Raw genomic sequence first — 25,641 nt, 5'->3', positions numbered from 1 at the left:
GGTGTGCGCGGGGCTTCTCAACTCAGGCTCCGCGTGAGGCCCTTGTGCCAGACTTTCGGCATGGACATGGGGCGGGAGTCGCGGTGGGAGAAGGATGCGGTGACGGTGGAGATCGTCTTCGCGCTGGTGACCGCGGCCGCTCTCGCCGGGGTGGTGTTCGCCGTCGCGCTGGGGCTCACCTATCTGCTCGATCTGTCGGGTGAGGCGTCCAGAGGTGTGCTGACGGGCGGGGCCGTGGTCGGGGCGGTGGCCGGGGTGTGGCGGCTGGTGCGGGTGTTGCGCCGCTTCGACGTGGCGCGGCGTGGGGGCCGCTGACCGTACCGACGCCCGAGGGCCCCGTCCGCAAGCGGAACGGGGCCCTCGGGGAGCGTCGGAGGCGGGGCCTCAGAAGCGGCGGGTGATCAGGGCGCGCTTGACTTCCTGGATCGCCTTCGTGACCTCGATACCGCGCGGGCAGGCGTCCGTGCAGTTGAAGGTCGTGCGGCAGCGCCACACGCCGTCGCGGTCGTTGAGGATCTCCAGGCGCTGCTCACCGGCGTCGTCGCGCGAGTCGAAGATGAAGCGGTGGGCGTTCACGATCGCGGCCGGACCGAAGTACTGGCCGTCGTTCCAGAACACCGGGCACGACGAGGTGCACGCGGCGCACAGGATGCACTTCGTGGTGTCGTCGAACCGCTCGCGGTCCTCGGCGGACTGCAGGCGCTCGCGGGTGGGCTCGTTCGTGTCGTTGGTGACCAGGAACGGCATGACGTCCCGGTACGCCTGGAAGAACGGGTCCATGTCGACCACGAGGTCCTTCAGCGCGGTCAGGCCCTTGATGGGCTCGACCGTGATCGGCTTCCCGGGGTTGACGTCCTTGATCAGCGTCTTGCAGGCCAGACGGTTCTTGCCGTTGATCCGCATCGCGTCGGACCCGCAGATGCCGTGGGCGCAGGAACGCCGGAAGGTCAGCGTGCCGTCGTGGTCCCACTTGATCTTGTTGAGCCCGTCGAGGACGCGCTCCTTGGGGTCCATCTCGAGCTGGAAGTCCTCCCAGTACGGCTCCGGCGTGACCTCCGGGTTGTACCGGCGGACACGGAGGGTGACCGTGATGTAGGGGGACGCGGCGGACGCCGCCTCGGCCTTGTCCAGAACAGGGGTAGCCATCAGTACTTACGCTCCATCGGCTGGTAGCGGGTCTGGACGACCGGCTTGTAGTCGAGACGCACGGTCTCCGAGCCGTCGTCGCCGACCTCGCGGTACGCCATCGTGTGGCGCATGAAGTTGACGTCGTCGCGGGTCGGGTAGTCCTCGCGGTAATGACCGCCGCGGGACTCCTTGCGGGCCAGCGCGGAGATCGCCATGACCTCGGCCAGTTCGAGCAGGTTGCCCAGCTCGATGGCCTCCAGCAGGTCGGTGTTGAACCGCTTGCCCTTGTCCTGGATGGACACGTTGAGGTACCGCTCGCGCAGCTCGGCGATCTTCTCGACCGCCGTCTTGATCGTCTGCTCGGTGCGGAACACCATGACGTTGGCGTCCATGGTCTCCTGCAGCTCCCGGCGGATGTCGGCCACCCGCTCGGTGCCGGTGGCGTCCCGCAGCCGCTCGATCTGCGCGACGACCATCGCCTCGGGGTTCTCCGGCAGCTCGACGAAGTCCACGGTGTGGGCGTAGTCGGCGGCGGCGATGCCCGCGCGGCGGCCGAACACGTTGATGTCCAGCAGCGAGTTGGTGCCCAGGCGGTTGGCGCCGTGCACGGAGACACAGGCGACCTCGCCGGCCGCGTACAGACCCGGCACGACGGTGGTGTTGTCCGAGAGGACCTCACCCTCGACGTTGGTCGGGATGCCGCCCATCGCGTAGTGCGCGGTGGGCTGGATCGGGATCGGGTCCGTGTACGGCTCGATACCGAGGTAGGTGCGCGCGAACTCGGTGATGTCCGGGAGCTTCGCGTCGAGCTGCTCCGGCGGCAGGTGGGTGAGGTCGAGGTAGACGTGGTCGCCCTCGGGACCACAGCCCCGGCCCTCGCGGATCTCGGTGTAGATCGAGCGCGAGACGACGTCACGGGACGCGAGGTCCTTCATGACCGGCGCGTACTTCTCCATGAAGCGCTCGCCGTCCTTGTTGCGGAGGATGCCGCCCTCACCGCGGGCGCCCTCCGTCAGCAGGATGCCCATGCGCCAGATGCCGGTCGGGTGGAACTGGAAGAACTCCATGTCCTCCAGCGGGATGCCCCGGCGGAAGCACGCGGCCTGGCCGTCACCGGTCAGGGTGTGCGCGTTGGAGGTCACCTTGAAGAACTTGCCGGTGCCGCCGGACGCGTAGATCACGGACTTCGCCTGGAAGACGTGGATCTCGCCGGTGGCCAGCTCGTACGCGACCACGCCGGAGGACGTCTTGACGCCGTCGACCTCGGTGATCAGCTGGTCCAGGACGTAGAACTCGTTGAAGAACTCCACGCCCTCCTTGACGCAGTTCTGGTACAGCGTCTGGAGGATCATGTGGCCGGTGCGGTCGGCCGCGTAGCAGGACCGGCGGACCGGGGCCTCGCCGTGGTTGCGGGAGTGACCGCCGAAGCGGCGCTGGTCGATCGTCCCGTTGGGCGTCCGGTTGAACGGCAGGCCCATCTTCTCCAGGTCGAGGACCGCGTCGATGGCCTCCTTCGCCAGGATCTCGGCGGCGTCCTGGTCGACCAGGTAGTCACCGCCCTTGACCGTGTCGAAGGTGTGCCACTCCCAGTTGTCCTCCTCCACGTTGGCCAGCGCGGCGGCCATGCCGCCCTGCGCGGCGCCCGTGTGGGAGCGGGTGGGGTAGAGCTTGGTCAGCACGGCGGTGCGGCTGCGCTTCGTGGACTCGATGGCCGCGCGCATGCCCGCGCCACCGGCGCCGACGATGACGGTGTCGTACTTGTGGATCTTCATGATTCTCGCAGCCCCGTGCCTAGCGGATGTTCGGGTCGAAGGTGAAGATCACCAGCGTGCCCAGCAGGATGGTGAACACCGTGGCCGTGTAGAGCAGGCCCTTGAGCCACAGGCGGGTGTTCACGCGCTCCGCGTAGTCGTTGATGACCGTGCGCAGGCCGTTCGCGCCGTGCAGCATCGCCAGCCACAGCATCAGCAGGTCCCAGACCTGCCAGAACGGGGACGCCCAGCGACCGGCCACGAAGGCGAAGCCGATCTTGGAGACGCCGCCGTCCAGCACCAGCTGGATCAGCAGGTGGCCGAGGACGAGGACGACCAGCACGATGCCGGACAGGCGCATGAAGAGCCAGGCGGCCATCTCGAAGTTGCCCCGCGTGGACTTCGGGGTCTTCTTGGTACGGGTGCGCGAGCGCGGCGCGTCGAGGGACAGCGCGTAGGCGTCCTCGGCGGCGTCCGCGGAGGAGCCCGTCAGATTGATCTCAGAGGTGGACATCGGCGTCAGCTCCCGAACAGGACACGAGCGGCGTGGCCGAGGACCGGGTACAGGGCGCCGGCCATCAGGATGATCCAGACGCCGAGGACGCTCCACAGCATCTGCTTCTGGTAGCGCGGGCCCTTCGACCAGAAGTCGACGGCGATGACGCGCAGACCGTTGAGCGCGTGGAAGAGGATGGCGGCCACGAGGCCGTACTCCAGCAGCGCGACGATCGGGGTCTTGTACGTGGCTACGACCTTGTCGTAGTCCTCGGGGGAGACACGCACGAGGGCGGTGTCCAGCACGTGAACGAACAGGAAGAAGAAGATGAGGACGCCGGTGACTCGATGAGCCACCCAGGACCACATGCCTTCCCGGCCGCGGTACAACGTTCCAGCCGGCACGGAAGAACCCTCCGGATGCGGGGACTAGGGCCGCGCCGGCTTCACTGTCGGTCGGGCCCGGCCGGGTACGGTCCACCGGCCCTCAGCATCGTATCCATGAGGTGCGGCGTGGCTGACGGGGGGCCTGTTTCGGATGATCCGGCCGGTTGTGGGTTTCCGGCTCGTGGGCATCCGGGGCGGTTCGCCCGTTATACGCCGTGCCGGGGCGCGTACTGGCTGGTCGCGCGGGTGCCCGCGCCGCCCAGATGGGTCGCCAGCCGGTGCCGGGCCAGGCCCCGCAGTTCCGCGGCGGCGACCACCCGCTCGTCCTCGGGATCGTTCGCCAATCGTGACCGGATTCCCTCCAGGACGCGGTCCAGCGCCTCCTCGGGGGTGGCGCCGCCCGGCGCGATCACGAAGACATGGCCGAAGCGGGCCTCGTAGGCGGCGTGCGCCGCGCTCAGGGCGGTGTGGGCGGCCGAGTAGGTGTCCTCGGGCAGTTCGGGCAGGGACTCGCCCGCCAGGGCGTCGGCCAGGTCGACGACCCGCAGGTCGTAGGCCGCCTCGTCCGCCGCGGCCAGCAGGGCGGCCAGGTCGGGATAGGGGCGGTGCTCGGCGAGCCGGTGCGCCCAGCGGGCGTTGCGCAGACAGCGCAGGAGCAGCGCGCGGGCCTCCTCGGCCGGTGCCAGGTTGAAGGCGTCGAGCGGGGTGGGGAGATACGGCGAACGGTGCGCAGGCAGCGTGGGTCCTCGTGGGAGGGGGGACAAGGGCGTGCCGTGCTGGCACGGGGCGACAGGGGGACCTGTGAAGGATGTGCCGACACGTTATCGAGAGTGGTCACTGTGTGTCCGGCTGATGCCCGAATTTCACTCGGACGGGAGAGTTTCAGAACGTCTCGGTGACGGGTGAACGGCGTTTCGGTCGTACGTTGGGAGGGTGAGCCAGCACAGACACCGTGCTCCGGCACGGCAGCTGAAACGGAAGCGGGCCATCATGGCCGCCGCGGTCGTAGGAACCGTGGTGACCGGGGTGGGCGTCGGCGTGTGGGCGTCATCCGGAGGGGGTGGTTCCGGTGGGGGCTCGGACGCGGGCGCGGTCGGCGCCTCCCGGCAGGCCGACCCGCCGACCCCCTCGCCCAGCCGCTCGTACCCCATGTCGAAGGCGCCGCAGACCATCCCGGCGGTGCGCGAGCACACCGCCGCGCGCGGGCCCGGCTGGAAGCCGCAGGGCGGCGGCCGGGTGGTGGTCACCGACCCGGCCCTGGCCGACGAGGGCAAGCTCATAGCCGGTGAGCTGGGCCTCGACTACGGCGGCGAGAAGAACGACGCCAAGGCCGGTGACGTCCGCCTCGGCCTCGGCGGGAGCGGCAACCCGGAGTCGTACACCATGACCGTGCGGGACGGCCGGGTGGACATCGACGGGCCCGCCGACACGGGCGTCTTCTACGGGACCCGGACCCTCAAGCAGGAGGTCCACGGCGGCGGCACCGCGCCCGAGGGCGTGGTGAAGGACGAGCCCGCCAAGCCCTCGCGCGGCTTCATGCTGGACATCGCGCGCAAACCGTTCTCCGAGACCTGGATCGAGGACCGGATACGCGAGCTGGGCGATCTGAAGTACAACGAGCTGGGACTGCACTTCTCGGACGACCAGGCGTTCCGCATCCAGTCCACCAGCCACCCCGAGATCGTCTCCAAGGACCATCTCAGCAAGGCGCAGGTCAAGAAGATCGTCGACCTGGCGGCCGCCCGGCACATCCAGATCGTGCCCGAGATCGACTCGCCGGGGCACCTGGGCGCCGTCATCGCCGCCCACCCCGACCTCCAGCTCCGCAACGTCAACGGCAAGGCCACGCGCGGCGCGATCGACATCTCCAAGCCCGAGTCCGCGAAGATCGTCGACGATCTGCTCGACGAGTACGCCGACCTGTTCCCGGGCAGCAAGTGGAACCTGGGCGGCGACGAGTACCAGGCGCTGGTCGTCTCCGACCCCGAGGCGTCCTACCCGCAGCTCGCCGCGGCCGCCCGCGACGCCTACGGCGCGAACGGCAACGTCGCCGACCTCACCACCGGCTGGCTGAACGGCCGCGCGGACACCATCCGGGCCCACGACCGCACCATGCGGGCCTGGAACGACGGCTTCCTGCGCGACTCCACGATCCAGCCCGCCAAGGACATCCAGGTCGCCTACTGGACCGGCAAGGAGATCGGCGCCCGGCCCCCGGTGGACTACCTGAGCGCGGGCCGCAAGGTCTACAACTACAACGACGAGTACCTGTACTACGTCCTCGGCGAGCCGAACGACTTCACCTACCCGACCGGCCAGCGCATCTACCAGGAGTGGACCCCGCGCGTGATCCGGGGCACCAGCCCGGTCCCGGCGCAGTACGACGGCCAGATCCTCGGCGGTTCCTTCGCGGTGTGGTGCGACTTCGCCAACGCGCAGACCGAGAACCAGGTCGCCTCCGGCATCCGGATGCCACTGCGGGCCACCGTGCAGAAGCTCTGGGACCCGGGGCAACCGGCGCTGCCCTGGCCGCAGTTCAAGGAGCTGGCGAACAAGCTGGGGTGAGCGGGCGGGGTGAGTGGACGGAATGTGGGCGTAACGCGTAAGTTTTCATGTTCGCTCGTGTGTGCGCGGCTCTGGGGAGGGCCGCGTACACCGTTTCAGCCGTACCGGGGGAACACCGCCATGATCTGCGCCAGTTGCCACAGCACCGAGGCCGTCACCGGGGAGACGCGGTGCGCCCGCTGCGCGCCCGTCGAGCCCTTCCCGCCCTTCGTGCCGCCGGGTCCGCCGCTGCGCTCGCCCGTCGGGCTGGGGCGGGCGACGGTGGTGATGCTCGGGCTGGTCGGTGCCGGTGACGTGGTCGCCATCTGGGCCGACCTGGCGAAGCCGTCTCTTCTGACCGAGTCGGTCCTCGACATCACGCAAGGGGTCCTGCTGCTCGCCACGGCGGTCGTGTTCCTGTGCTGGCTGTGGCGGGTGCGGGTCAACGCCGAGGTCTTCGACGCGAGTTCGCAGAGCAAGGCACGGTGGTGGACGATCGGCGGCTGGTTCATCCCGATCGTGAACTTCTGGTTCCCGCGCCGGATCGTCCTGGACGCGTGGGACGCCAGCGGGCCGCAGGGGCGGCCCGCCGGGCACGGTCTGGTCGACCTGTGGTGGGCGGCGTGGGTGGCCGGGCTGGTCGCCGACCGGCTGCTGCGGGTGGAGTCCGGGGCGGGGATGCGGGCCGTGACCGACGGCATCGACCTCGTCGCCGCCGTACTGGCCGCCGTGATGGTCCTTCGGCTGACCCGGATGCAGCACGAGAAGGCGCTCCGGGGACCCTCGCTGCCGTCCGCCGCGCTTGGCTGAAAACCGGTGACTGTGACACTCCGGGCCCGTCGCACGCAGTAAGGGGAAATGCGGGCTCCGTACAGGCGGTGCCCAGGCGAGGGAGGCATTCCATGAGCCTGGAGGATCTGATCGCGCAGGCCGACGCACGCGGGCTGGCCGCGAGCGGGCTGGCTTGTTCGGATCGGTGCGTGTCCTTGCTCGTCGACGACGACGAGTTGCTGCGCCCGTTGTGGGCGCATCTCGTGGACGACTCCGACTGGTCCGAGAGTCTGGCGAAGGTGCGGGCGGCGGTGGACGCGGTGGAGCCCGGTTCCGGTTCCGGTCCTGGTTCCGGTGCGGACGAGGCGGCCGGACTGGCGCGCCGGATGCTGCTGACGGCTCCGGCCGAGCGGAGCGGGGCGGCGCTGCGGGAGTGGGCCGACGCCTGCTCGCTGGCCTCGCTGCGGCTGCACCGCCTGCTGGACCCGGCCGACCCCGCCGAGCCGTCCGGGGGCGCGCTGACGGCCGGGTCCGACGAGGCGGTCCGGGGCGCCGACGGCGCGGAGGAGGCGCCGCCGCTGGTCGCCGCCGAGCTGGGTCGGCAGATCGTCGTCCTGCAACTCCTCGCCGAGCACGGCCCGCAGGGGCTGCGGCGCGCGGTGGACGTGTCCGGGGAGGGGCGCCGGGTGCTGCGCGCGGTGGTGTCGCGCCGGGCGCGCGGACGCGGCTGAGCGGGCCGCCACGGCTTCAAACATGATCTCCGGGCGGGTTCTGTGTCCGTCCTGGGAGTGCGATGGGGCGGTCCTGCGCCGGTTGCCGAATCAGCGCCGAATCGTGTGACGCGCGGCTGGTCAGGACCGCTTACCCCTATGTGACTACCCAGTACGCAACAACGCAGACGGACTACCGCCCCTCGGCCGCGGCACGCCCCGCGCGGTGGGCCGCGGACACGGTCGCCACCATGCGCGAGGGCGCCCGCCTCCGCCTCGACTACTCCACCCAGAGCCTGTGGCGGGTGGACCGCGTGATCGAGGAGATCCGCCGCGACCATCCCCCGTACGAGGCCGTCGCCCGCGTCCTCCGCGGCTTCGGCGCCTACACCGGCGAGGTCATCGCCCGTGAGACGGGTGCGGAGTGGTGCGCCACCGCCGACAACCACTGGCTCCGCACCCCGGACGGCCGGATCTGGGACCCGGTGTCGGAGGCACGCCGTGCTTTCACCGGCGAGGGCTCCCTGCGGGGGCTGTGCCGTGAGGCGACGGGGGTCCACTGAGCGGACGGGGCTCACCGCCCGGCCGGAGCAGAGCAACGGCCGGAGCCGCCACCGCCGTCACGGCAATGGCGTGAGGGGGCCACATCGCGGGACGCCGTCCGGTGAAAGGCCCGTCAGAGCCAGCCGCGTTGGGCGGCTTTGATGCCGGCTTCGAAGCGGCTGGAGGCGTTGAGACGCTCCATGATCGAGGCGACCTGCCGGCGGATGGTGCGGTCGGTGAGGCCGAGGCGCTGTCCGGCCGCTTCGTCGGTGAGGCCGGTGCCGAGGAGTCGCAGGAGTTCGCGTTCGTGGTCGGTGAGGCCGGCTTCCGGGTCGTCGGCGCGGACGGCTCCCAGGGGGACGGCGGTGTTCCATGCCTGCTCGAAGAGTTCGAGCAGGGCGGTGACGATGCCGGGTTCGGTGACGTACAGGGCGCCCTTGCGGGTGTCGGCGGGGTCGACCGGGACCAACGCGTGGGCGCGGTCGACGATGACGACCCGCTGGGGGATGGTGGGGGAGGTGCGGACCTCCCCGCCGTGGCTCAGCAACGTGTGGGCGTAGGAGGCGACGTGGGCGTGGCTGCGCACGACGTCCTGGAAGAGCGAGCGCATCTGCACACCGCGGGCGAGGGCGGTCAGGTCGTGGCTGCGCCCGGCATCGAGGTCCTCGGGGCGCTGGACCCCGGGCTGGACGCCGATGATCTCGACGGTCGCGGAGTGTGCCAGGCGCTCCAGCCGGCTCTGGATGGCATCCATGCCGTTCAGTCGCTCGCCGTGGGCGGACCGGTGCTCGGCGCGGTCGGCGACCAGGCGGGTGACGGCGGCGCGGGAGGCGGCCAGTTGGGCCTGTCGGGCCGCGATGTCGGCCTCCTGGCGGGCGACGATGTCGGCCAGGCCCATCTCCGGGTCGACGGCCCGCAGCTGTCCGGGGTGTTCGCTGGACGCGCGGACCAGCATGAGCTGCCCGAGCTCGTCGAGGCAGTCATGGACCTGCGAGGGAGTGAGGCCGCAGGACTCCGCGAGCCGGTCGACGCCGTGGCCTGGATGGTCGAGCATCGCCTGGTAGACAGCGATGGAGTCGGCGCTCACGCCGAGTACTTGAAGCATGCCGGTTGATCCCTCTGCGTGGCGCTGCCCCCCGGCCGCGCCTGGAGCGTCAGGATCGCAGGTCCGAGCTACGCCTTTCAAGATTCTTTCGGGGTGTTCATGCAGCTCAGGAGCGCTTGAGGGGGACTTCTCGCCGGTCATGGGCAGGCACGTCGTCCGTCCGGCGGACGGGGGCGGGACACGGGGTCCAGCCTCGGGCAATCTTGTCGTGGGCATGACTGAATGTCCTGATCCGGACAGGCCCTGTTCAGGACGCCGTGAATGCCTTCCCAGGGCTTTGATCTGCGACGAAGCTATTCCTTGTCAGCAGGGAACAGCCCGAACGACAACCGGACGAAGCGTCAACCGCGGGACGCGAGACCGGACAAGGACACCCCGTCGCAGCATCCGGAAGGAACGATCACCATGATCCGCACCCGTACCGCTCAGGTCTCCGCCGCGGTCGCCACCCTCGCGCTGAGCCTCGGCGTCCTGCTCTCCGCCGCCGCTCCGTCCTCCGCGGTCGCAACCGTCCGGGCCGTCTCGGCCCCCGTCGCTCAGGCGGCCACCCCGGACACCGCCACCTGGGGCTGAGTGGAACATGGACATCGTCTACGCCAGCCTCTCCCGCCGCTCGGCGGCCGGCCTGCCGCCGTCAGGCGAGGCGACCGAAGTCCTCGACGTCCTCTGGGCGCACGCCACTCCCGGCGACGGCCTCGAACACATCTCGTGCCGCACGGAAGCCGACCGCGTCGACCTGCTGCTCTACCTCCTCACCCACCCGTCCGACACCCCGGAAGTCCGCAGCTCGCCCCGCCAGGTCGAGAATCTGCTCAACCGGAGTCACCGGGCTTCGCCGCTGCTGCGGCGGCGCTACCTGCCGCCGCGGCTGACCGCGATGTAGCCGGGCGCTGCCCTCCGGCCGCCCGACTCGGCCTGACGACCGCTGTTCCCGCAGAACGGCTGTCCCTACTGGCCCCTGTTCCTCAGCGGTGATTCCGGCAATCCGCCCACTCGGCGGAAGCCGCCCCGCGCGCCGCACCGGCGCCCCCCTCTCATTCAGTCCCGCATCGGCATCGCCGCGGCCGGCTGTTCCTGCAGGACAGCCGCGACCGGCGACGGACCCGGACCGGGACCCCCCCCATGCGACGCACCCCGTGTGCACTCGATGAACGGATGTGTCATGCCCATGTTTAAGTCGCGTCTGAAGAAGACCGCCACCGCCACCGCCGTCGTCGCGGCTGCCGTCTCCGGCCTCTCCGTGCTGCCCGCCCACGCCGACACCCCCGCGGTGCGCGGCGCCCAGCACCACATGGCGATCACCCTCGACCACGTGGCCCTGAAGGTCACCAGCCCCGACGTGCCCGCCGGTACGCCCTACGTCGCCAGACCCGGCGCGAGTGTCCAGGTCGCCTCGGTCGGTGACCTCAAGCCCTACCGGTACCTGTCCGTCATGGCCGTTCCGTTCGGGCAGACCCTCCCGCATCCGACCTACCCCTTCCCCACCTCGAAGGCCGGCGGCGCCGCCGCCTGGCGCCACGCCCTGCACGGTTCCCAGAACGGGCCCGTCGCCACCGTCTTCGGGCAGAAGGTCCGCGGCACCGTCGTCCGCTCGCACGGCAACCTCACGGGCAAGAAGGGCTCCGACACCGGTGTCGAGACCATCGAGTGGATCGTCAACGCCGGCGACCGAACCTGGGTGGTCAACCTCCAGCACGACAGGGCTCACCTGCCCAAGGGCTTCGGTACGCACCTCGAGCTGACCAGCGCCGACACGAACACCCGCACCACTGTCCGCACCGGCGCCGACACGAACGCCCGCACCGCTGTCCGTGCCGGCGGCACCACCGCGGCCAAGGCGTCCGACACCGGCAGGATGAGCGCCTTCGGCGTGGCGACGAGCGGCAACCTGGGCCGGCCCTCCTGGTGGAGCTCCACCTGCGACGGCAACGGCAGCCCGCTCTCCAGCAGCGGCATCTTCATGGGTCTGCAGGTCTGCGGTGGCGGAAGGAGCGCCATCGACAACGTTCCCGGCGTGGCCCAGTACGAGTGGCAGTGCGCCGATCTGAGCGACCGCTACCTCGTCCAGCGCTACGGCCTGGACGGCCCTGGCGGCAACGGTAACCAGGAAGTCACGAACTGGTACAACGCCTACCCCACCAAGTTCCAGAGGCACGGCAACGGCGACGGCGCCGGTTACACCCCGGTCCCCGGCGACGTCCTCAGCTTTGCCACCGGTGCCAGCACCCCCGGACACACGGGAGTCGTCTACAAGTCCACCGTGAACTCCTCCGGCAACGGCACCGTCTACTTCGTCGATCAGAACTGGACCGGCGACGACGGCTACAACTCCGCCTCCGTCAGCAACTGGAACGTCGCCGAGATCACCGGCCAGGGCGGCTCCGTCCAGTGGCTGCACAACCCGGCCGACTCCGCCGCTCCCGCCGCAGGCGTGGCCAACTCGGGAAACCCGGCGGTGGGGCTGCACAGCGACGGTGAACTGGAGTCGGTGCTGGCCCAGTCGAACGGCGGGATCATGTCCGCGACCGAGTCCTCGGCGAACTCGGGCTCCTTCGGCTCCCTCTCCTCGCTGGCGGCCTCCGGAACCGCGTCCGCGGTCACCGAGGCGGTGAATGCGGACGGCCGGACGCAGTTGTTCGTGTTGCAGTCCAATGGTGGGGTGGCGACGCGGTTGGAGACCAGCGCGGGCAGTCACGCGTATGGGTCCTGGAGTTTCCCGCTCGCTGCGAACGCGGCTTCGCAGGTGGTGGTGGGGCGGCACTCCGACGGTCGGCTGGAGATGATCGTCGTGCAGACGAACGGTGGTGTGGCCAGGAGTCTGGAGACCAGTCCTGGTAGCAACTCGTGGGGTTCGTGGAGTTCGGTCGGCGGTGCGACGGGTGTGGTCCGGCTCGCGTTGGGTCATGAGGCCGACGGGCGTCTTCACCTGTTCGCTCTGCAGACCAATGGCGGTGTCGCCGATGTCACGGAGACGAGTGCGGGCAGCGGTGGCTGGGGTTCGTGGGGCAGCTTTGCGCCGGCGGGTGCGATGGGGACCGCGGCCGTGGCTGGTGGTGGCAGCACTCTCGCGGTCGGGAACTTCGACAACGGCGCGATGATCGTCGCGATGGTGCAGTCCAACGGTGCGGTGGCGACCCGTGGTCAGAGTGCCGCGAACGGTTCCTGGGCGGCGGACTGGGGTGTGCAGTCCTCGGCGGGTGCGGCGAAGGAAGTCGCTCTGGCCACTCACGCCGACGGGAAGCTTGACCTGTTCATCGTCCAGTCGAACAACGGTCTGGCCCGCATGCTCGAGTCCTCCGCCAACGGCGGCTGGTCCGGGACCTGGAAGGTCGTGCTCGACGCCAATTCCGTTGCCGCGGTCAACCCGGTCACCGAGGCCAACGGTCTGATCGACCTGTTCGTCGTGCAGACCAACGGCGGTGTCGCCAACTCCAAGGAGACCAGCGGCGACTCCTTCGGCGGCACCTGGAACACCATCGCCCCCGCCGGCGCCGTCAGCACCAGCTGAGCGCAACCCGTCAGGGCCCCGAACCATCGCGTTCGGGGCCCGAGTTCTGGCCGACCTTGCCGCAAACCGCCCCGCGCCGCCACCGGAGGACCACCATGCCCGCATCCCGCAGGAAGCTCGTCACGCACGTACGAGCCGCTCTCGCTCCCACTCTCCTCACCGCCCTGGGCCTCTCCCTCCTGGGGACCGGTGCGGCGCACGCCGCCTCGGTGAGCACCTGGGAGAAAGTCGCCTGGTGTGAGAGCACCGGCAACTGGGCCGCCAATACGGGCAACAACTTCTATGGTGGCCTTCAGTTCAGCCTGAGCACCTGGAACGCCTACGGCGGGGCCGTGTACGCCACCTACCCCTACCAGGCCACCGAGAAGGAGCAGATCCTGATCGGCGAGAAGGTCCTCGCAGGTCAGGGCGCCGGCGCCTGGCCCCGTTGCGGTCCGTCGAACGGGCTCGGCACCGACACCGCCAACCCCTACCCGCCCGTGCCCCCGGCGATATCGGCCAACGCGGGCAACCCGGCGGTGGGGCTGCACAAGGACGGGACACTGGAGTCGGTGCTGACGCAGTCGAACGGCGGTGTCGTGTCGGCGACGGAGTCCTCGTCGAACTCCGGTTCGTTCGGTGCCCTGTCATCGCTGGCCGGTTCCGGTACGGCTGCGGCATCGGTCGAGGCGGTGAATGCGGACGGGCGGACGCAGTTGTTCGTGTTGCAGTCCAATGGTGGGGTGGCGACGCGGTTGGAGACCAGCGCGGGCAGTCACGCGTATGGGTCCTGGAGTTTCCCGCTCGCTGCGAACGCGGCTTCGCAGGTGGTGGTGGGGCGGCACTCCGACGGTCGGCTGGAGATGATCGTCGTGCAGACGAACGGTGGTGTGGCCAGGAGTCTGGAGACCAGTCCTGGTAGCAACTCGTGGGGTTCGTGGAGTTCGGTCGGCGGTGCGACGGGTGTGGTCCGGCTCGCGTTGGGTCATGAGGCCGACGGGCGTCTTCACCTGTTCGCTCTGCAGACCAATGGCGGTGTCGCCGATGTCACGGAGACGAGTGCGGGCAGCGGTGGCTGGGGTTCGTGGGGCAGCTTTGCGCCGGCGGGTGCGATGGGGACCGCGGCCGTGGCTGGTGGTGGCAGCACTCTCGCGGTCGGGAACTTCGACAACGGCGCGATGATCGTCGCGATGGTGCAGTCCAACGGTGCGGTGGCGACCCGTGGTCAGAGTGCCGCGAACGGTTCCTGGGCGGCGGACTGGGGTGTGCAGTCCTCGGCGGGTGCGGCGAAGGAAGTCGCTCTGGCCACTCACGCCGACGGGAAGCTTGACCTGTTCATCGTCCAGTCGAACAACGGTCTGGCCCGCATGCTCGAGTCCTCCGCCAACGGCGGCTGGTCCGGGACCTGGAAGGTCGTGCTCGACGCCAATTCCGTTGCCGCGGTCAACCCGGTCACCGAGGCCAACGGTCTGATCGACCTGTTCGTCGTGCAGACCAACGGCGGTGTCGCCAACTCCAAGGAGACCAGCGGCGACTCCTTCGGCGGCACCTGGAACACCATCGCCCCCGCCGGCGCCGTGTCCGCCGGCTGACACACCGACGAGCGGAGAAGTCCCGCCGTGAGGAACGTGGGCCCCGAGCAAGCCTCGGGGCCCACGCGGCGCGTCGGCCCGGGGAGGATCGGGTGACTCCGGGACACGTCGGTCAAGCGGTTGGTCACGCGAACGTCCCGTGTGCTGCGTCGCCGCTGGTCGAGGCAGTGAGCACCGAGGCAACGGCCGGAGCCGCCACCCCCCACAGGAGAGACCCCGGCCGTTGCGTGGTGCGGACCGCGGGCGGTCCGTAACTTGTTCTGCGTCATGACCGCGTCATGTGTCACACCTTGGGCGTGTCACGAGTCAGTTGCATCTTCCACAGACATGGACGAGCAGCGGTTTCAGGCCGTAACGTGCCTTTCGCGCCGACCGAGGACGGGCGTAAAGGGAGTGCGGTGCAGGGGGACGACGCGGAGTTGACGGCCGCGGTGCGTGCGGCTCAGGCGGGGGACGAGACCGCGTTCCGCATGGTGTACCGCGCGGTGCACCCACGGCTGCTCGGCTATGTACGGACGCTGGTCGGCGACTTGGACGCCGAGGACGTCACGTCCGAGGCGTGGCTCCAGATCGCGCGCGACCTCGACCGGTTCAGCGGTGACGCGGACCGGTTCCGGGGCTGGGCCGCGCGCATAGCCCGCAACCGCGCCCTGGACCACATACGGATGCGCGGCCGTCGCCCCCTGATAGGCGGCGACGAGACCGAACTGACCGGCCGGGCCGCCGAGTCGGACACCGCCGGTGAGGCCATCGAGGCCCTGACCACCGACGGCACCCTCTCGCTCATCGCCCGCCTCCCGCAGGACCAGGCCGAGGCCGTCGTGCTGCGCGTGGTGGTCGGGCTCGACGCCAAGACCGCCGCCGAGACCCTCGGCAAGCGCGCGGGCGCCGTCCGTACCGCCGCGCACCGGGGTCTGAAGCGGCTCGCCGAACTCCTCGGCACCGATCCGGAATCGACGGGAGGGCTCGACGCGCTCCCGCCCCAGCGAAGCCCGCGCGGTGGCGCGGTGCGGTCCGCGAGTGTGACGCATACGCGTACGCGGACGCAGAAGGACATGTGATGGCCGACGAGCACGACAAGTGGCTGGACGGTGAGACGTCGGAACGTCTGCTGCGCGGTGAGCCGTTGGAGACCGTCGACGCCGACGCGCGCGGCCGGGCCGACCGGCTCGCGCGGATGCTCGGCGCGCTGACTGCCCAGGGTGCGCCCGCGTTCGGTGAACTCCCCGGAGAGAAAGCCGCGTTGGCCGCCTTCCGGGACGCGCGGGCGACGGTGCCCGCCGAGAGCGCGTACGGACACGGTGACGCGGGCCTCGTCCGTATCGGCGCCCCGGAGCCCCGTACCCGCCGCTCCCGCTGGGGCCGGCCGGTCCGGTTCGGCCTGGCCGCCGCGCTGGCCGCGGGCACGCTGGGCGGGGTCGCGGTGGCCGCGGGGAGCGGGGCACTGCCCGGCCCGTTCCGGCACGACACCCCCCGCCCCGGCGCCTCCGTCTCCGCCGCCGCGAGCCCGGCCCGGCCCAGCGACCCGGCGTCCCCGGCCCCCTCGCCGGGCACCTCGGGCACCCCGGACGTCACCCCCGGCGCACCGGCACCGGACGACTCCGACGTGGAAGCCGGTGGCGCGGGCCCGGACGAGGCCACGGGACGCGCGGACCGGCCCGCCTCCGGCGAGCCCTCCTACCGGCCCGGCACCCGCTGGTGGGCGGCCGCGATGGCCTGCCGCGACCTGCGGGACGGCCGGGAGCCCGAGGCCGGGAACCGGCGCGCCCTGGAGGGCCTCGCGGGCAGCCCGACGCGCGTCAAGTCGTACTGCCGGGCCATGCTCTCGGCCACCGACCCGGACGTCTCCGGGCGGCTGCGCGACCGCCGGGGCACCGGCGAGGGATCGAGTGACGGCAAGGGCGACGGCATAGGCGACGGCAAGGGCGACGGACTGCACGACGGCGACCCGGGCGACCCCGGCGACCAGAGCGGGAGCGGCGACGGCGGCCGGGGCGACCACGGCGACCGCGCCCCCCGCACCCGCACCCACCTCGACCTCCCCTCCGCCCGCCAGATCCCCTCTGACCTGCGGCTTTGTCACTTCCGAAAATTTGTTTCGGAAAGGTGTGACGTTTCTGGACGCGGTGGCGCAGTACTGAGTGAGCCGACTGGTCATCGGCCGTCGCACTGAGCCGGGGTTCCCCCCGTACCTCAAGGCTCGTGCACCGGCGCGGGCGGGACACGTTCCCCCGGTCCCGCCCGCGCCCTCAGCTCCCTCACCGGTAGACCACGACCTTGTCGCCGTCGCGGACCTGCGCGAACAGCGACGAGATCGCCCCCTCGTCCCGGACGTTCACGCAGCCGTGCGAACCGCCCGCGTAGCCGCGCGCCGCGAAGTCGTAGGAGTAGTGGATCGCCTGGCCGCCGCTGAAGAACATGGCGTAGGGCATCGGGGAGTCGTAGAGCGTCGACACATGGTGCCGGGACTTCCAGTAGATGCTGAACACACCTTCGCGGGTGGGGGTGTACTGCGAGCCGAAGCGGACCGAGACCGTGGTCAGGGTGCGGCCGTCGATCATCCAGCGCAGGGTGCGGCTGGTCTTGCTCACGCACAGCACCCGCCCGGTCAGACAGCGCGGGTCGGGCGCGGCGGCGGGCTGGCCGCCCATCAGATACAGGTCCCACTTACCCGGCAGGTGCGTCATCGCCGCCAGCCGCTGCCAGGTGACGGTGTCGGTGCGGCCGGTGCGGGGCAGCCCGCGCTTGCCCTGGAAGCCGCTGACCGCCTGCTCGGTGAGGTCGTCGTACTCCCCGGTCGGCCCGTCGTTCAGCCACTCCACCTGACGCAGCCGGGCCTGCAGCTCCCGTACCCCCGTCCCGCTGTCCCCACGCGAGAAGAGCACCCGTGCGCCGGTAGAGGTGTGCGCGCGGGCGGACGGCGTGTCGAAGTGGACCGGGTACTGCGGCTTCCCGTCCGCCCCCTCCGGCGGTGGCTTGCACCCCCCGAGCGCCACGGCGAGGGCGGCGGCCGAGGCGAACAGGGCGACGGTTCTCCCCGGAATCCTCATGCCGGAGATGCTTCCCCCGCGCGCCCGCCCCCGAACAACGAGGCATCGTGGGAGAGGAGTGAAGTCGCCCAGGAGGCAGCCATGGCGCGAGAGTCGGAGTCGGGCACGCCGATCGAGCCGGTCTACGGCCCTGAGGCACTGACCGGCTGGGACCCCGCCACCGAGCTGGGCGAACCGGGCGCCTACCCCTACACCCGTGGCGTGTACCCGACCATGTACACCGGCCGCCCCTGGACCATGCGCCAGTACGCCGGTTTCGGCACCGCCGCCGAATCCAACGCCCGCTACCGCGACCTGATCGCCCACGGCGTCACCGGACTCTCGGTCGCCTTCGACCTGCCGACCCAGATGGGGTACGACTCCGACGCGCCCCTCGCGCGCGGCGAGGTCGGCCGGGTCGGGGTGGCGGTGGACTCGATCGAGGACATGCGGGAGCTGTTCGACGGGATTCCGCTGGACCGGGTCTCCACCTCGATGACGATCAACGCCCCGGCGGCCGTGCTGCTCCTCCTGTACGAGCTGGTGGCCGAGGAGCGGGGGATACCGGGCGACCGCCTGACCGGCACCGTGCAGAACGACATCCTCAAGGAGTACATCGCGCGCGGCACCTACATCTTCCCGCCCCGCCCCTCCCTCCGGCTGACCGCCGACCTCTTCGCGTACTGCGCGCGCGAGCTGCCCCGCTGGAACACCATCTCCATCTCCGGCTACCACATGGCCGAGGCGGGCGCCTCGCCCGCGCAGGAGATCGCGTTCACGCTGGCGGACGCCGTGGCCTACGTGCGTACCGCGCTCGCGGCGGGCATGGCCGTGGACGACTTCGCGCCGCGCCTGTCCTTCTTCTTCGTGGCGCGGACGAGCCTGCTGGAGGAGGTCGCCAAGTTCCGTGCCGCGCGCCGGATGTGGGCCCGGATCATGCGGGAGGAGTTCGGGGCGCGCGACCCCAGGTCGTGGATGCTGCGCTTCCACACCCAGACGGCCGGAGTCCAGCTCACCGCCCAGCAGCCGGAGGTGAACCTCGTCCGGGTCGCCGTGCAGGCGCTCGCGGCGGTCCTCGGCGGCACCCAGTCCCTGCACACCAACGCCTTCGACGAGGCCCTCGCGCTGCCCACCGACAAGAGCGCCCGCCTCGCCCTGCGCACCCAGCAGGTCGTGGCCCACGAGACCGACGTCCCCGCCACCGTCGACCCCTTCGCCGGTTCGTACGCGGTGGAGCGGCTCACCGACGACGTGGAGCGGACCGCGCTGGAGCTGCTGCGCCGCGTCGAGGACCTGGGCGGCGCGGAGGCGGCCATCGAACTCGGCTACCAGAAGGCCGAGATCGAGCGGAACGCGTACCGGATCGCCCGCGAGACCGAGTCCGGGGAGCGCGTCGTCGTCGGCGTCAACCGCTTCCGCCTCGACACGGAGGAGCCGTACACCCCCCTCCGCGTCGACCCTGCCCTGGAGGCCCGCCAACGCGCCCGCCTGGCCCGACTACGCGCCCGCCGCGACCCCCGCACCGCCGCCACGGCCCTGGCCGAACTGCGCGAAGCCGCCGAGGGCACGGCCAACGTCCTGCCCCCGATGAAGCGGGCCCTACGCGCCCACGCCACCCTGGGCGAGGTCTGCGACACGCTGCGGTCGGTGTGGGGGGTGTATCAGCCACCGGACGCCCGCTGAGCTGCCCGGGACGTCGTGCGACACTCGCTTTCATGTTCGGTGTCATCGATCTTCCCGCCTACCTGGCTGGGCTGCTGCTCATCATTCTGCTTCCGGGGCCCAACTCGCTCTATGTGCTGTCCGTGGCCGCCCGGAAGGGGATCAGGCCGGGGTATACGGCGGCCGCCGGGGTGTGGTGTGGGGACACCGTGCTGATGACGTTGTCCGCGGCCGGGGTGGCCTCGCTGCTGCAGGCCAACGCCGTGCTGTTCGGGATCGTGAAGTACGCCGGGGCCGGTTATCTGACCTGGCTGGCGATCGGGATGCTGCGGGCCGCCTGGCAGATGTGGCGGACCCGGCGTGAGGCGGTCGTGGCGGAGGCCGTCGAGGAGGGGCCGGAGGCCGAGCGGCCGTTCCGGCGGGCGCTGGTGGTGAGCCTGTTCAACCCCAAGGCGATCCTGTTCTTCGTGGCCTTCTTCGTCCAGTTCGTGGACCCGGCCTACGCCTACCCCGCGCTCTCCTTCGTCGTGCTCGGCGCCTTCGCGCAGGCCGCCAGCTTCCTCTACCTCAGCGCCCTGATCTTCAGCGGCACGAAGCTGGCCGCCGCGTTCCGGCGCCGCAGGCGGCTGTCGGCGACGGCCACCTCGGCGGCCGGGGTGCTCTTCCTCGGCTTCGCGGTGAAGCTGTCGCTGGCAGCGGGCTAGGTCAGCCCAGGCCGACGCGGGCGAGGTACGCGCCGAGTCCCTCGGCCGAGTCGCCCGCCCAGCCGACGTGACCGTCCGGGCGGATCAGGAAGACGCCGGGGCCGTACGCGGCGGGCAGGGAGCGTATGCCGGGGAGTTCGGCGCCCAGGAGGGTCCAGTGCGGGCCCCGGAAGGCGTCGAAGAGGCGGACGCCGTCCACCGTGCCGTCCGGGGCGCGGTCGCCCGCGCGTAGGCCCGTCGGCTCCGGGCGGGTGTCCTCGCTGAGGGACGACTCCCGGTATCCCAGGCCGAGTTGGACCGTCGCCTTGCCCCGCTGGACCTCGCCGCGGTGCACCCCCGTGGAGAGGTCCAGCATCGCGGCGGCGTTGGCGCGGCGCTCCTCCTCGTAGGTGTCGAGCAGGGCGTCCGGGGCGCCGTCGCGCAGCACCGCGCCCAGCTTCCAGCCCAGGTTGTAGGCGTCCTGGACGCTGGTGTTCAGGCCCTGCCCGCCCGCCGGGGAGTGCACGTGGGCCGCGTCTCCGGCGAGGAACACCCGGCCCGCCCGGAACCGGTCCGCCAGCGCCGCGCGCGGCCGGAACTCCGAGGCCCAGCGCACCTCGGTGAGGTCCTCGGGGTCGAGATGGGTGCCCGCGCCGACCAGCTTGCGCAGGCCCTCCAGAGAGAGGTCGGGTGTCTCGCCCTCGGCCAGCCGCGCGGCCAGCTGGAAGTCGTCCGTACCGGCCAGCGGGCACAGCATCAGACCGGTGCCGTCCTCGCCGGGGAAGGCGTGCCAGTGCTCCCGGTCCAGCCCGCGCACCCGGACATCGGCGACCAGGAACGGGCTCGGGTCCACCGTCTCCCCGGTCATGCCGACGCCCACCGCGCGCCGCACCGCCGAGCGGCCCCCGTCGGCCGCGACCAGGTACCGCGCGCGCAGCGTCGTACCGTCCGCGAAGTGCGCGGTCACGCCCTCGGTGTCCTGTTCCAGGCCGGTCAGCTCGCGGCCGAAGGAGACCCGGCCGCCCAGCTCGGTCAGCCGGGCGTGCAGCACCTCCTGGGTGCGCCACTGGGCGACCATCAGCGGGTCGGTGTACGGGGCGCCCTCGGCCGCCTCCACCGGCTCGAACATTGGCCGTACGCCGAGCTGTCGGCCGTCCCGCCAGACCATCTGGGGCGGGTACGGGCCACCGGCCGCGCGGATCGCGTCCAGCACGCCGAGGTCGTCGAAGACCTCCTGGGTACGCGGCTGGACGCCCTTGCCGCGCGAGCCGGGGAACAGGGTGTCCGCCCGCTCCACCACCAGCGCGTCCACCCCGCGCCGGGCGAGGTCCACCCCGAGGGTCAGCCCGGTCGGACCGGCCCCCACCACCAGCACATCCACATCCGTCGGGACATACGGTGCATTCATCGCAACTCTCCTTAACGCCGTTAAGTGCCGTCGCTCACGAGCGTGCCCTTAACGTTGTTAAGCTGTCAAGCGTGAGTACGGAACGACGCGCCCCCCTGGACCGCCGCAAGGTCGCCGACACCGCGCTGCGGCTGCTGAACGAGACCGGCCTGGACGGGCTGACCCTGCGCGCCATCGCCCGCGAGCTGGACGTCAAGGCACCCGCGCTGTACTGGCACTTCAAGGACAAGCAGGCGCTGCTCGACGAGATGGCGACCGAGATGTACCGGCGGATGGCGGCCGGTGCGGTGCTCGACCCCGCCGACACCTGGCAGGAACGGCTGCTGGCGGCCTGCCGGGGTCTGCGCACCGCGCTGACCGGCTACCGCGACGGCGCCAAGGTCTTCAGCGGCTCCCGCTTCACCGGCACCGAACACGCCCCCGCGATGGAGTCCCACCTGCGCGTCCTCACCGGCGCGGGCTTCACCCTGGCCCAGGCCGTGCAGGCGATGCGCACGGCGAACATGTACACCATCGGCTTCGTCACCGAGGAACAGGGCGTACGCCCGCTGCCCGGCGAGCGGCGCGAGGGGTACGACGTCGAGGAACGGGCCCGCAGGCTGGCCGAGTTCCCGCTCGCGGCCGAGGCCGGGAAGCTGCTCTTCGACGACTACGACGAGCAGTTCGAGGACGGTCTGAAGCTCGTCGTGGCCGGGATCGAGGCCGCGTACGGCATCCGGTAGCTCAGCTCTTGAGCGCTCGCCGCAGCCGGGGCCCGAACGGTTTCTCCACGAACCGGTGCAGCAGCCACGCCAGCGCCAGCATCCCCGCCACCGTCAGTCCCAGCGTCGGCCAGGCCCCGAGCCCCAGCCCCCGGTGCAGCACCCGGACGGCGAACCAGCCCAGGTGCTCGTGCACCAGGTAGAACGGGTACGTCAGCGCGCCCGCCGTCACCAGCCACGGCCAGGATGCCCAGCGGGTCCAGCCCAGCGCGACGGCCGCCACCGAGGCGAAGGCCAGGGTGACCACGGCGACGATCACCACCGGATGCCGGGTGAAGTCGCCGTGCGCCCCCGGATGCCACAGCCCGCGCACGGCCGCGCTCTGCCCGAGCAGCCAGGACATCGCCACCAGCCCCCACAGCAGCGGGCTGCTCCCGAAGCGGTGGACCAGGTAGAGGGCGAGTCCGCCGATGAAGAACGGCGCGTACTCAGGCATGACCAGCGCGTCGGTGAGGGCGTTCCCGGCGGTGGTGGAGATCGCGGCGGCCAGCGTCCAGACACTGGCGAACAGCACCACGCGCCGGTAGGTCGCCCCGCGCCACACCACGAACAGGGCGAACAGCGCGTAGAACCGGACCTCCGCCCAGAGCGTCCAGCAGACGCCGAGTATCCGGTGGGCGCCCATCGGCTGCTGGAGCATGGTCAGGTTGACCAGGAACTCGTCCGCCCGCACCGGACGCACCACCACCGGCAGCACGAAGGCCGCGGCGGTGACCAGCACCAGCGCCACCCAGTACGCGGGGTACAGCCGGGCCACGCGGGAGCGGAAGAAGTCGCCGAGGGTGCGGCCCCAGCCGCTCATGCAGATCACGAAGCCGCTGATCACGAAGAAGAACTGCACGCCCAGACAGCCGTAGGGGGTGATCTGGGAGAGCCGGGGGAAGACCTCGGACGGGCTCTGGTGCCAGGACTCCGAGATCGTGCCGCCGCGCCCGGTGTAGTGGTACATGCACACCATCAGCGCGGCCACGAGCCGCAGCCCGTCCAGGGCGAGCAGCCGCCCCCGCCCCCCGGTGGCGACCGGCTGGGAGAGACCGGTGGGCGGGGCCAGCGGTGAGGTGGCGGTCATCTGCGGAGTCCTTGGCATCGAGTCGGTCGGTGAGCGGGCGGTTCAGCCGCGGGCGGTCCGGCGCAGCCCGCGCGCCCGGCGCGCCACCCGGCGGACGGTCGCGTTGCGCGGGATGAACGCGAGCTGCGCGGGCACCCCGCCGGGCAGCCCCAGCACGGTCAGCCGCCGCCGCTTGAAGTAGCGCAGGGTGGCCGGGTCCAGGTGCCGGGCGAGGAAGGTCTCCACCTCGGCGCGCAGCTTGGGCAGGATCTTCGGCTGCATGGCGAAGCCCACCGCGCGGACCAGCTCGCCCAGTTCGGCGACCTCCATCCCGCGCCGCCCCTCGGTGACTACCGCCCGGTCGCCCAGCTCGGGCAGCAGCGCGTCGACCACGGTGACCGGGACCCGGTTGCTGTTCTCGTACGGGGCGAGCCGCTCCAGCAGGGTGCCGGTGCCGACCCGCGCGACGGGCAGGCCGTACAGCGTGGCGGCGGTCAGCAGGGCGGTGGAGAAGCAGCCGACGACCAATGCCGGGCGCATCCGCTGGTACAGCACCTCCGCCAGCACCGGGGTGTCCAGCACCGTGAGGTCCGCCCCGAGCCGCTCCGCCTCCTCCTCCAGGGTGCGGGCGTAGCGGGCCGGTGCGGTGGGGTGCGGCTTGAACACCACGCGGGTGTGGCCCAGTTGGACCGCGCCGCGCAGCATGCGGACGTGCAGCGCCTCCTCCTCGTCCGGGGTGAGGATGTCCAGCGCGGACAGGTACTGGCCCAGCAGTAGCGCGGGTTCCTCGATCGCGGGCAACTCGTCTCCGGTGGAGGCGAGTTCGGCCAGCACCTTGGTGAAGGCGGCGGTCGGCACGATCTCGGCCGGGACACCGAACTCGGTGAGCAGCAGCGGCTGGAGGTCCGGTACGAGGTCGAGGTGGAGCAGCCGGTCCACACGGGTGCCGACCAGCGGATCGATCTTGCTGCGGGTCGGGCCGTAGCTCATCAGGCCGTCCGCGTAGACCGTGACCGGGGCGCCGGTGAAGATCTGCGCGAGCGCCAGCGACGGGTTGACCTGGATCGACTCCACCGCCAACTCGACCGGCTCGTCACCGAGTCGCCACTCGTGGCGGAAGTACCGCTGCCACAGCGGCATGTCGTCCACCCGGGGGAGCCAGCCGCCGGGGTGGAAGGGGTGGATGGTCTCGTTGTAGGAGAGCACGTCGTCGAACCGGTCGCGCAGCCGCTCGAAGCCGGGCATCTCGTCCAGCGGGGGCGTGGTCTCCGGGGTCGCCGCGTTGTTGCTGACCAGCAGGACACGCTGGTCGGCGGGGGCGAAGCAGCCGGAGTCCAGGGCGGCGGCCAGGGTGGCCACGCCGTACAGCGTGGACGCCTGGAAGATCTGGGTGGTCACGCGGCGGCCCCGGCGGGGGAGGGGCGGCGGCGCAGTCGGCGCAGCCGGGTGGCGCGGGCGAGGTCCATCGAGTCCAGCGCCTCGTTCAGCACGTCCTGCGGCATGCGCCGGAGGGCGGCCGCGCTCAGGGATTTCAGTTTTCGCGCCACCGGGGGCTCGAACCTTTCGATGCTTCCCAGATGGTGGGAAATGATCGCGCAATAGGTGCGCACGGCTTTCGGCAGAAGTGCGTCGGCGTCCCGGTCGGCGGCCGTTTCCGCTATGACCTCGTCGAACGCGCGCAGGAAATCGAGCTGGCGGACATCGCCGATCTGGGTCAGCGAGGAGGCGACCCCGCGCCGGTAGAAGACGCCGAGCAGCCCCACCACGGCGAACGACTCCGCCTCCCGGTGCAGCCGCCAGATCCACGGCCGGTCCTCCGCCGTGCGCAGCCCGTCCGTGAAGTGCAGCAGCCCGCGGTCCGCGAGCCGCCGGTGGTAGATCCCGGCCCAGGCGTACGCGTAGTCCACCGACGTCGACCGGTCCGCGGGCAGGATCGCCGCCCTCGGGTCCAGGACGACCCCCCGCCGGCCATGCGGCACCCGGTGCACGGACCGGGCCCGCGCGGTGCACTGGACATGGTCGGTGCGCAGGAAGTCACACCCCAACTCGTCCATGTGCGAGACCAGTTGGTCGTAGTAGCCGGGGGCGAGCCAGTCGTCGCCGTCGAGGAACGTCAGATACTCGCCGCGCGCCCGGTCCAGACCGGTGTTGCGGGCGGTCGCCAGCCCGCCGTTGCGCTCGTGCCGGACCACGACGGCGCCCGGCAGTTCGCGCTCGGCGCGCTCCAGGATGCCCGGCGTCCCGTCGCGGGAACAGTCGTCCACGAGAATGAACTCGTAATCGTCCCGCGCGTTCGCACGAAGACTCCTCAATGTGTCCGGCGCGTATTGCTGCACGTTGTAGAACGGCACGATGACCGAGAGCTTGACCACGCCGAGGACGTTAGGGCGGGGCCCGGCATTCGGGTCGACGCTCGCCTTGATATCGGGTGAACGACGCGTGGCGAAGCCGTGAACCAGGTTTTCCCGAACCCCGATCCGGGCCGAAATCCCCATTCGTCGATGTGCTGTTAACCGTTTGTTGAGTTCGGGTTGGGC

At 71.1% G+C, this 25,641-nt stretch carries 25 protein-coding genes; 14 read left to right on the top strand and 11 right to left on the bottom strand.

Features of this window, described 5'->3' with window-relative positions; all coding sequences use genetic code 11:
* Window positions 1-60: 60 nt before the first annotated feature.
* Complete coding sequence (locus ACIPPM_RS16115) at window positions 61-315, top strand: DUF6332 family protein (RefSeq protein ID WP_401447876.1); 255 nt, start codon at window positions 61-63, stop codon at window positions 313-315.
* A 69-nt stretch (window positions 316-384) separates the two neighbouring features.
* On the opposite strand, the gene ACIPPM_RS16110 is transcribed toward ACIPPM_RS16115, so the two are convergent.
* The 5 genes from ACIPPM_RS16110 to ACIPPM_RS16090 form a co-directional block, all read right to left on the bottom strand.
* Window positions 385-1,146 carry a succinate dehydrogenase iron-sulfur subunit gene (locus tag ACIPPM_RS16110; protein ID WP_401447874.1) on the bottom strand — a complete coding sequence of 254 codons (762 nt, stop codon included), beginning with the start codon at window positions 1,144-1,146 and terminating at the stop codon, window positions 385-387.
* The gene (sdhA, locus tag ACIPPM_RS16105; protein WP_401447872.1) at window positions 1,146-2,900 is read right to left on the bottom strand and encodes a succinate dehydrogenase flavoprotein subunit; all 1,755 of its coding nucleotides are present in this window, start codon (window positions 2,898-2,900) and stop codon (window positions 1,146-1,148) included. Before sdhA ends, ACIPPM_RS16110 begins: the two co-directional genes overlap by 1 nt.
* A gap of 19 nt (window positions 2,901-2,919) precedes the next feature.
* Window positions 2,920-3,393 (bottom strand): succinate dehydrogenase hydrophobic membrane anchor subunit, encoded by a 474-nt coding sequence (locus ACIPPM_RS16100; RefSeq protein WP_030806556.1) that lies wholly within the window; start codon window positions 3,391-3,393, stop codon window positions 2,920-2,922.
* A 5-nt stretch (window positions 3,394-3,398) separates the two neighbouring features.
* Entirely contained in the window at window positions 3,399-3,779 is a 381-nt protein-coding gene (gene sdhC, locus ACIPPM_RS16095) for a succinate dehydrogenase, cytochrome b556 subunit (protein WP_037774792.1), read from the bottom strand.
* Window positions 3,780-3,967: 188 nt separating this feature from the next.
* Entirely contained in the window at window positions 3,968-4,525 is a 558-nt protein-coding gene (locus ACIPPM_RS16090; protein WP_401447868.1) for a 2-oxo-4-hydroxy-4-carboxy-5-ureidoimidazoline decarboxylase, read from the bottom strand.
* Window positions 4,526-4,751: 226 nt separating this feature from the next.
* On the opposite strand from ACIPPM_RS16090, the gene ACIPPM_RS16085 reads away from it, so the two are divergent.
* The 4 genes from ACIPPM_RS16085 to ACIPPM_RS16070 all read left to right on the top strand — a co-directional run bounded on the left by ACIPPM_RS16085 (window position 4,752) and on the right by ACIPPM_RS16070 (window position 8,349).
* Window positions 4,752-6,326, top strand: a complete 1,575-nt coding sequence (locus ACIPPM_RS16085) for a glycoside hydrolase family 20 protein (RefSeq protein WP_401448502.1) — start codon at window positions 4,752-4,754, stop codon at window positions 6,324-6,326.
* Window positions 6,327-6,446: 120 nt separating this feature from the next.
* Window positions 6,447-7,115 carry a DUF4328 domain-containing protein gene (locus tag ACIPPM_RS16080; protein WP_401447866.1) on the top strand — a complete coding sequence of 223 codons (669 nt, stop codon included), beginning with the start codon at window positions 6,447-6,449 and terminating at the stop codon, window positions 7,113-7,115.
* 92 nt (window positions 7,116-7,207) lie between these two features.
* Window positions 7,208-7,807, top strand: coding sequence for a hypothetical protein (locus ACIPPM_RS16075; RefSeq protein ID WP_401447863.1), 600 nt, complete (start codon window positions 7,208-7,210; stop codon window positions 7,805-7,807).
* A 140-nt stretch (window positions 7,808-7,947) separates the two neighbouring features.
* The gene (locus ACIPPM_RS16070; protein ID WP_401447861.1) at window positions 7,948-8,349 is read left to right on the top strand and encodes a hypothetical protein; all 402 of its coding nucleotides are present in this window, start codon (window positions 7,948-7,950) and stop codon (window positions 8,347-8,349) included.
* 113 nt (window positions 8,350-8,462) lie between these two features.
* Here the strand turns inward: ACIPPM_RS16070 and ACIPPM_RS16065 are convergent, their stop codons facing one another.
* The gene (locus ACIPPM_RS16065) at window positions 8,463-9,434 is read right to left on the bottom strand and encodes a LuxR C-terminal-related transcriptional regulator (protein WP_401447858.1); all 972 of its coding nucleotides are present in this window, start codon (window positions 9,432-9,434) and stop codon (window positions 8,463-8,465) included.
* A gap of 405 nt (window positions 9,435-9,839) precedes the next feature.
* On the opposite strand from ACIPPM_RS16065, the gene ACIPPM_RS16060 reads away from it, so the two are divergent.
* The 6 genes from ACIPPM_RS16060 (at window position 9,840) to ACIPPM_RS16035 (ending at window position 16,686) form a co-directional block, all read left to right on the top strand.
* Complete coding sequence (locus ACIPPM_RS16060) at window positions 9,840-10,007, top strand: hypothetical protein (protein WP_401447855.1); 168 nt, start codon at window positions 9,840-9,842, stop codon at window positions 10,005-10,007.
* Between the two features lie 7 nt (window positions 10,008-10,014).
* On the top strand, window positions 10,015-10,317 hold the full coding sequence (locus tag ACIPPM_RS16055; protein WP_401447853.1) for a hypothetical protein: 303 nt from the start codon (window positions 10,015-10,017) through the stop codon (window positions 10,315-10,317).
* A gap of 285 nt (window positions 10,318-10,602) precedes the next feature.
* The gene (locus ACIPPM_RS16050; protein ID WP_401447851.1) at window positions 10,603-12,942 is read left to right on the top strand and encodes a hypothetical protein; all 2,340 of its coding nucleotides are present in this window, start codon (window positions 10,603-10,605) and stop codon (window positions 12,940-12,942) included.
* 209 nt (window positions 12,943-13,151) lie between these two features.
* Window positions 13,152-14,513 carry a transglycosylase family protein gene (locus tag ACIPPM_RS16045; RefSeq protein ID WP_401447849.1) on the top strand — a complete coding sequence of 454 codons (1,362 nt, stop codon included), beginning with the start codon at window positions 13,152-13,154 and terminating at the stop codon, window positions 14,511-14,513.
* Between the two features lie 398 nt (window positions 14,514-14,911).
* Window positions 14,912-15,574 carry an RNA polymerase sigma factor gene (locus tag ACIPPM_RS16040; protein ID WP_401447847.1) on the top strand — a complete coding sequence of 221 codons (663 nt, stop codon included), beginning with the start codon at window positions 14,912-14,914 and terminating at the stop codon, window positions 15,572-15,574.
* Window positions 15,574-16,686 (top strand): hypothetical protein, encoded by a 1,113-nt coding sequence (locus ACIPPM_RS16035; RefSeq protein WP_401447844.1) that lies wholly within the window; start codon window positions 15,574-15,576, stop codon window positions 16,684-16,686. Before ACIPPM_RS16040 ends, ACIPPM_RS16035 begins: the two co-directional genes overlap by 1 nt.
* An 85-nt stretch (window positions 16,687-16,771) precedes the next feature.
* Here ACIPPM_RS16035 and ACIPPM_RS16030 read toward each other — a convergent pair whose 3' ends face one another.
* Window positions 16,772-17,563: a L,D-transpeptidase family protein gene (locus tag ACIPPM_RS16030; RefSeq protein ID WP_401447842.1), complete on the bottom strand. Its 792-nt coding sequence runs from the start codon at window positions 17,561-17,563 to the stop codon at window positions 16,772-16,774.
* Window positions 17,564-17,644: 81 nt separating this feature from the next.
* On the opposite strand from ACIPPM_RS16030, the gene ACIPPM_RS16025 reads away from it, so the two are divergent.
* Together ACIPPM_RS16025 and leuE are read left to right on the top strand one after the other, a co-directional pair.
* Complete coding sequence (locus ACIPPM_RS16025; protein ID WP_401447840.1) at window positions 17,645-19,225, top strand: methylmalonyl-CoA mutase; 1,581 nt, start codon at window positions 17,645-17,647, stop codon at window positions 19,223-19,225.
* A gap of 32 nt (window positions 19,226-19,257) precedes the next feature.
* Complete coding sequence (gene leuE, locus ACIPPM_RS16020) at window positions 19,258-19,908, top strand: leucine efflux protein LeuE (protein WP_393605000.1); 651 nt, start codon at window positions 19,258-19,260, stop codon at window positions 19,906-19,908.
* Between the two features lies 1 nt (window position 19,909).
* Here leuE and ACIPPM_RS16015 read toward each other — a convergent pair whose 3' ends face one another.
* Window positions 19,910-21,295, bottom strand: coding sequence for an FAD-dependent oxidoreductase (locus ACIPPM_RS16015; protein ID WP_401447837.1), 1,386 nt, complete (start codon window positions 21,293-21,295; stop codon window positions 19,910-19,912).
* 71 nt (window positions 21,296-21,366) lie between these two features.
* Between ACIPPM_RS16015 and ACIPPM_RS16010 the strand changes: the two genes are divergently transcribed.
* The gene (locus tag ACIPPM_RS16010) at window positions 21,367-22,017 is read left to right on the top strand and encodes a TetR/AcrR family transcriptional regulator C-terminal domain-containing protein (RefSeq protein WP_401447835.1); all 651 of its coding nucleotides are present in this window, start codon (window positions 21,367-21,369) and stop codon (window positions 22,015-22,017) included.
* Between the two features lies 1 nt (window position 22,018).
* Here ACIPPM_RS16010 and ACIPPM_RS16005 read toward each other — a convergent pair whose 3' ends face one another.
* The 3 genes from ACIPPM_RS16005 to ACIPPM_RS15995 are packed head-to-tail and all read right to left on the bottom strand — an operon-like array spanning window position 22,019 to window position 25,476.
* Window positions 22,019-23,125: an acyltransferase family protein gene (locus ACIPPM_RS16005; RefSeq protein WP_401447832.1), complete on the bottom strand. Its 1,107-nt coding sequence runs from the start codon at window positions 23,123-23,125 to the stop codon at window positions 22,019-22,021.
* 42 nt (window positions 23,126-23,167) lie between these two features.
* A complete protein-coding gene (locus tag ACIPPM_RS16000; protein ID WP_401447830.1) occupies window positions 23,168-24,502 on the bottom strand; it encodes an alpha-2,8-polysialyltransferase family protein in 1,335 nt (444 codons plus the stop codon).
* Window positions 24,499-25,476, bottom strand: a complete 978-nt coding sequence (locus ACIPPM_RS15995; RefSeq protein WP_401447827.1) for a glycosyltransferase family 2 protein — start codon at window positions 25,474-25,476, stop codon at window positions 24,499-24,501. Before ACIPPM_RS15995 ends, ACIPPM_RS16000 begins: the two co-directional genes overlap by 4 nt.
* Window positions 25,477-25,641: the final 165 nt, after the last annotated feature.

It is taken from the genome of Streptomyces sp. NPDC090119 (genome assembly GCF_044747085.1).
Classification (GTDB): Bacteria; Actinomycetota; Actinomycetes; order Streptomycetales; family Streptomycetaceae; genus Streptomyces.
Note: the sequence above shows the minus strand (reverse complement) of the source record. Positions and strands in the feature narration are given on the sequence as shown.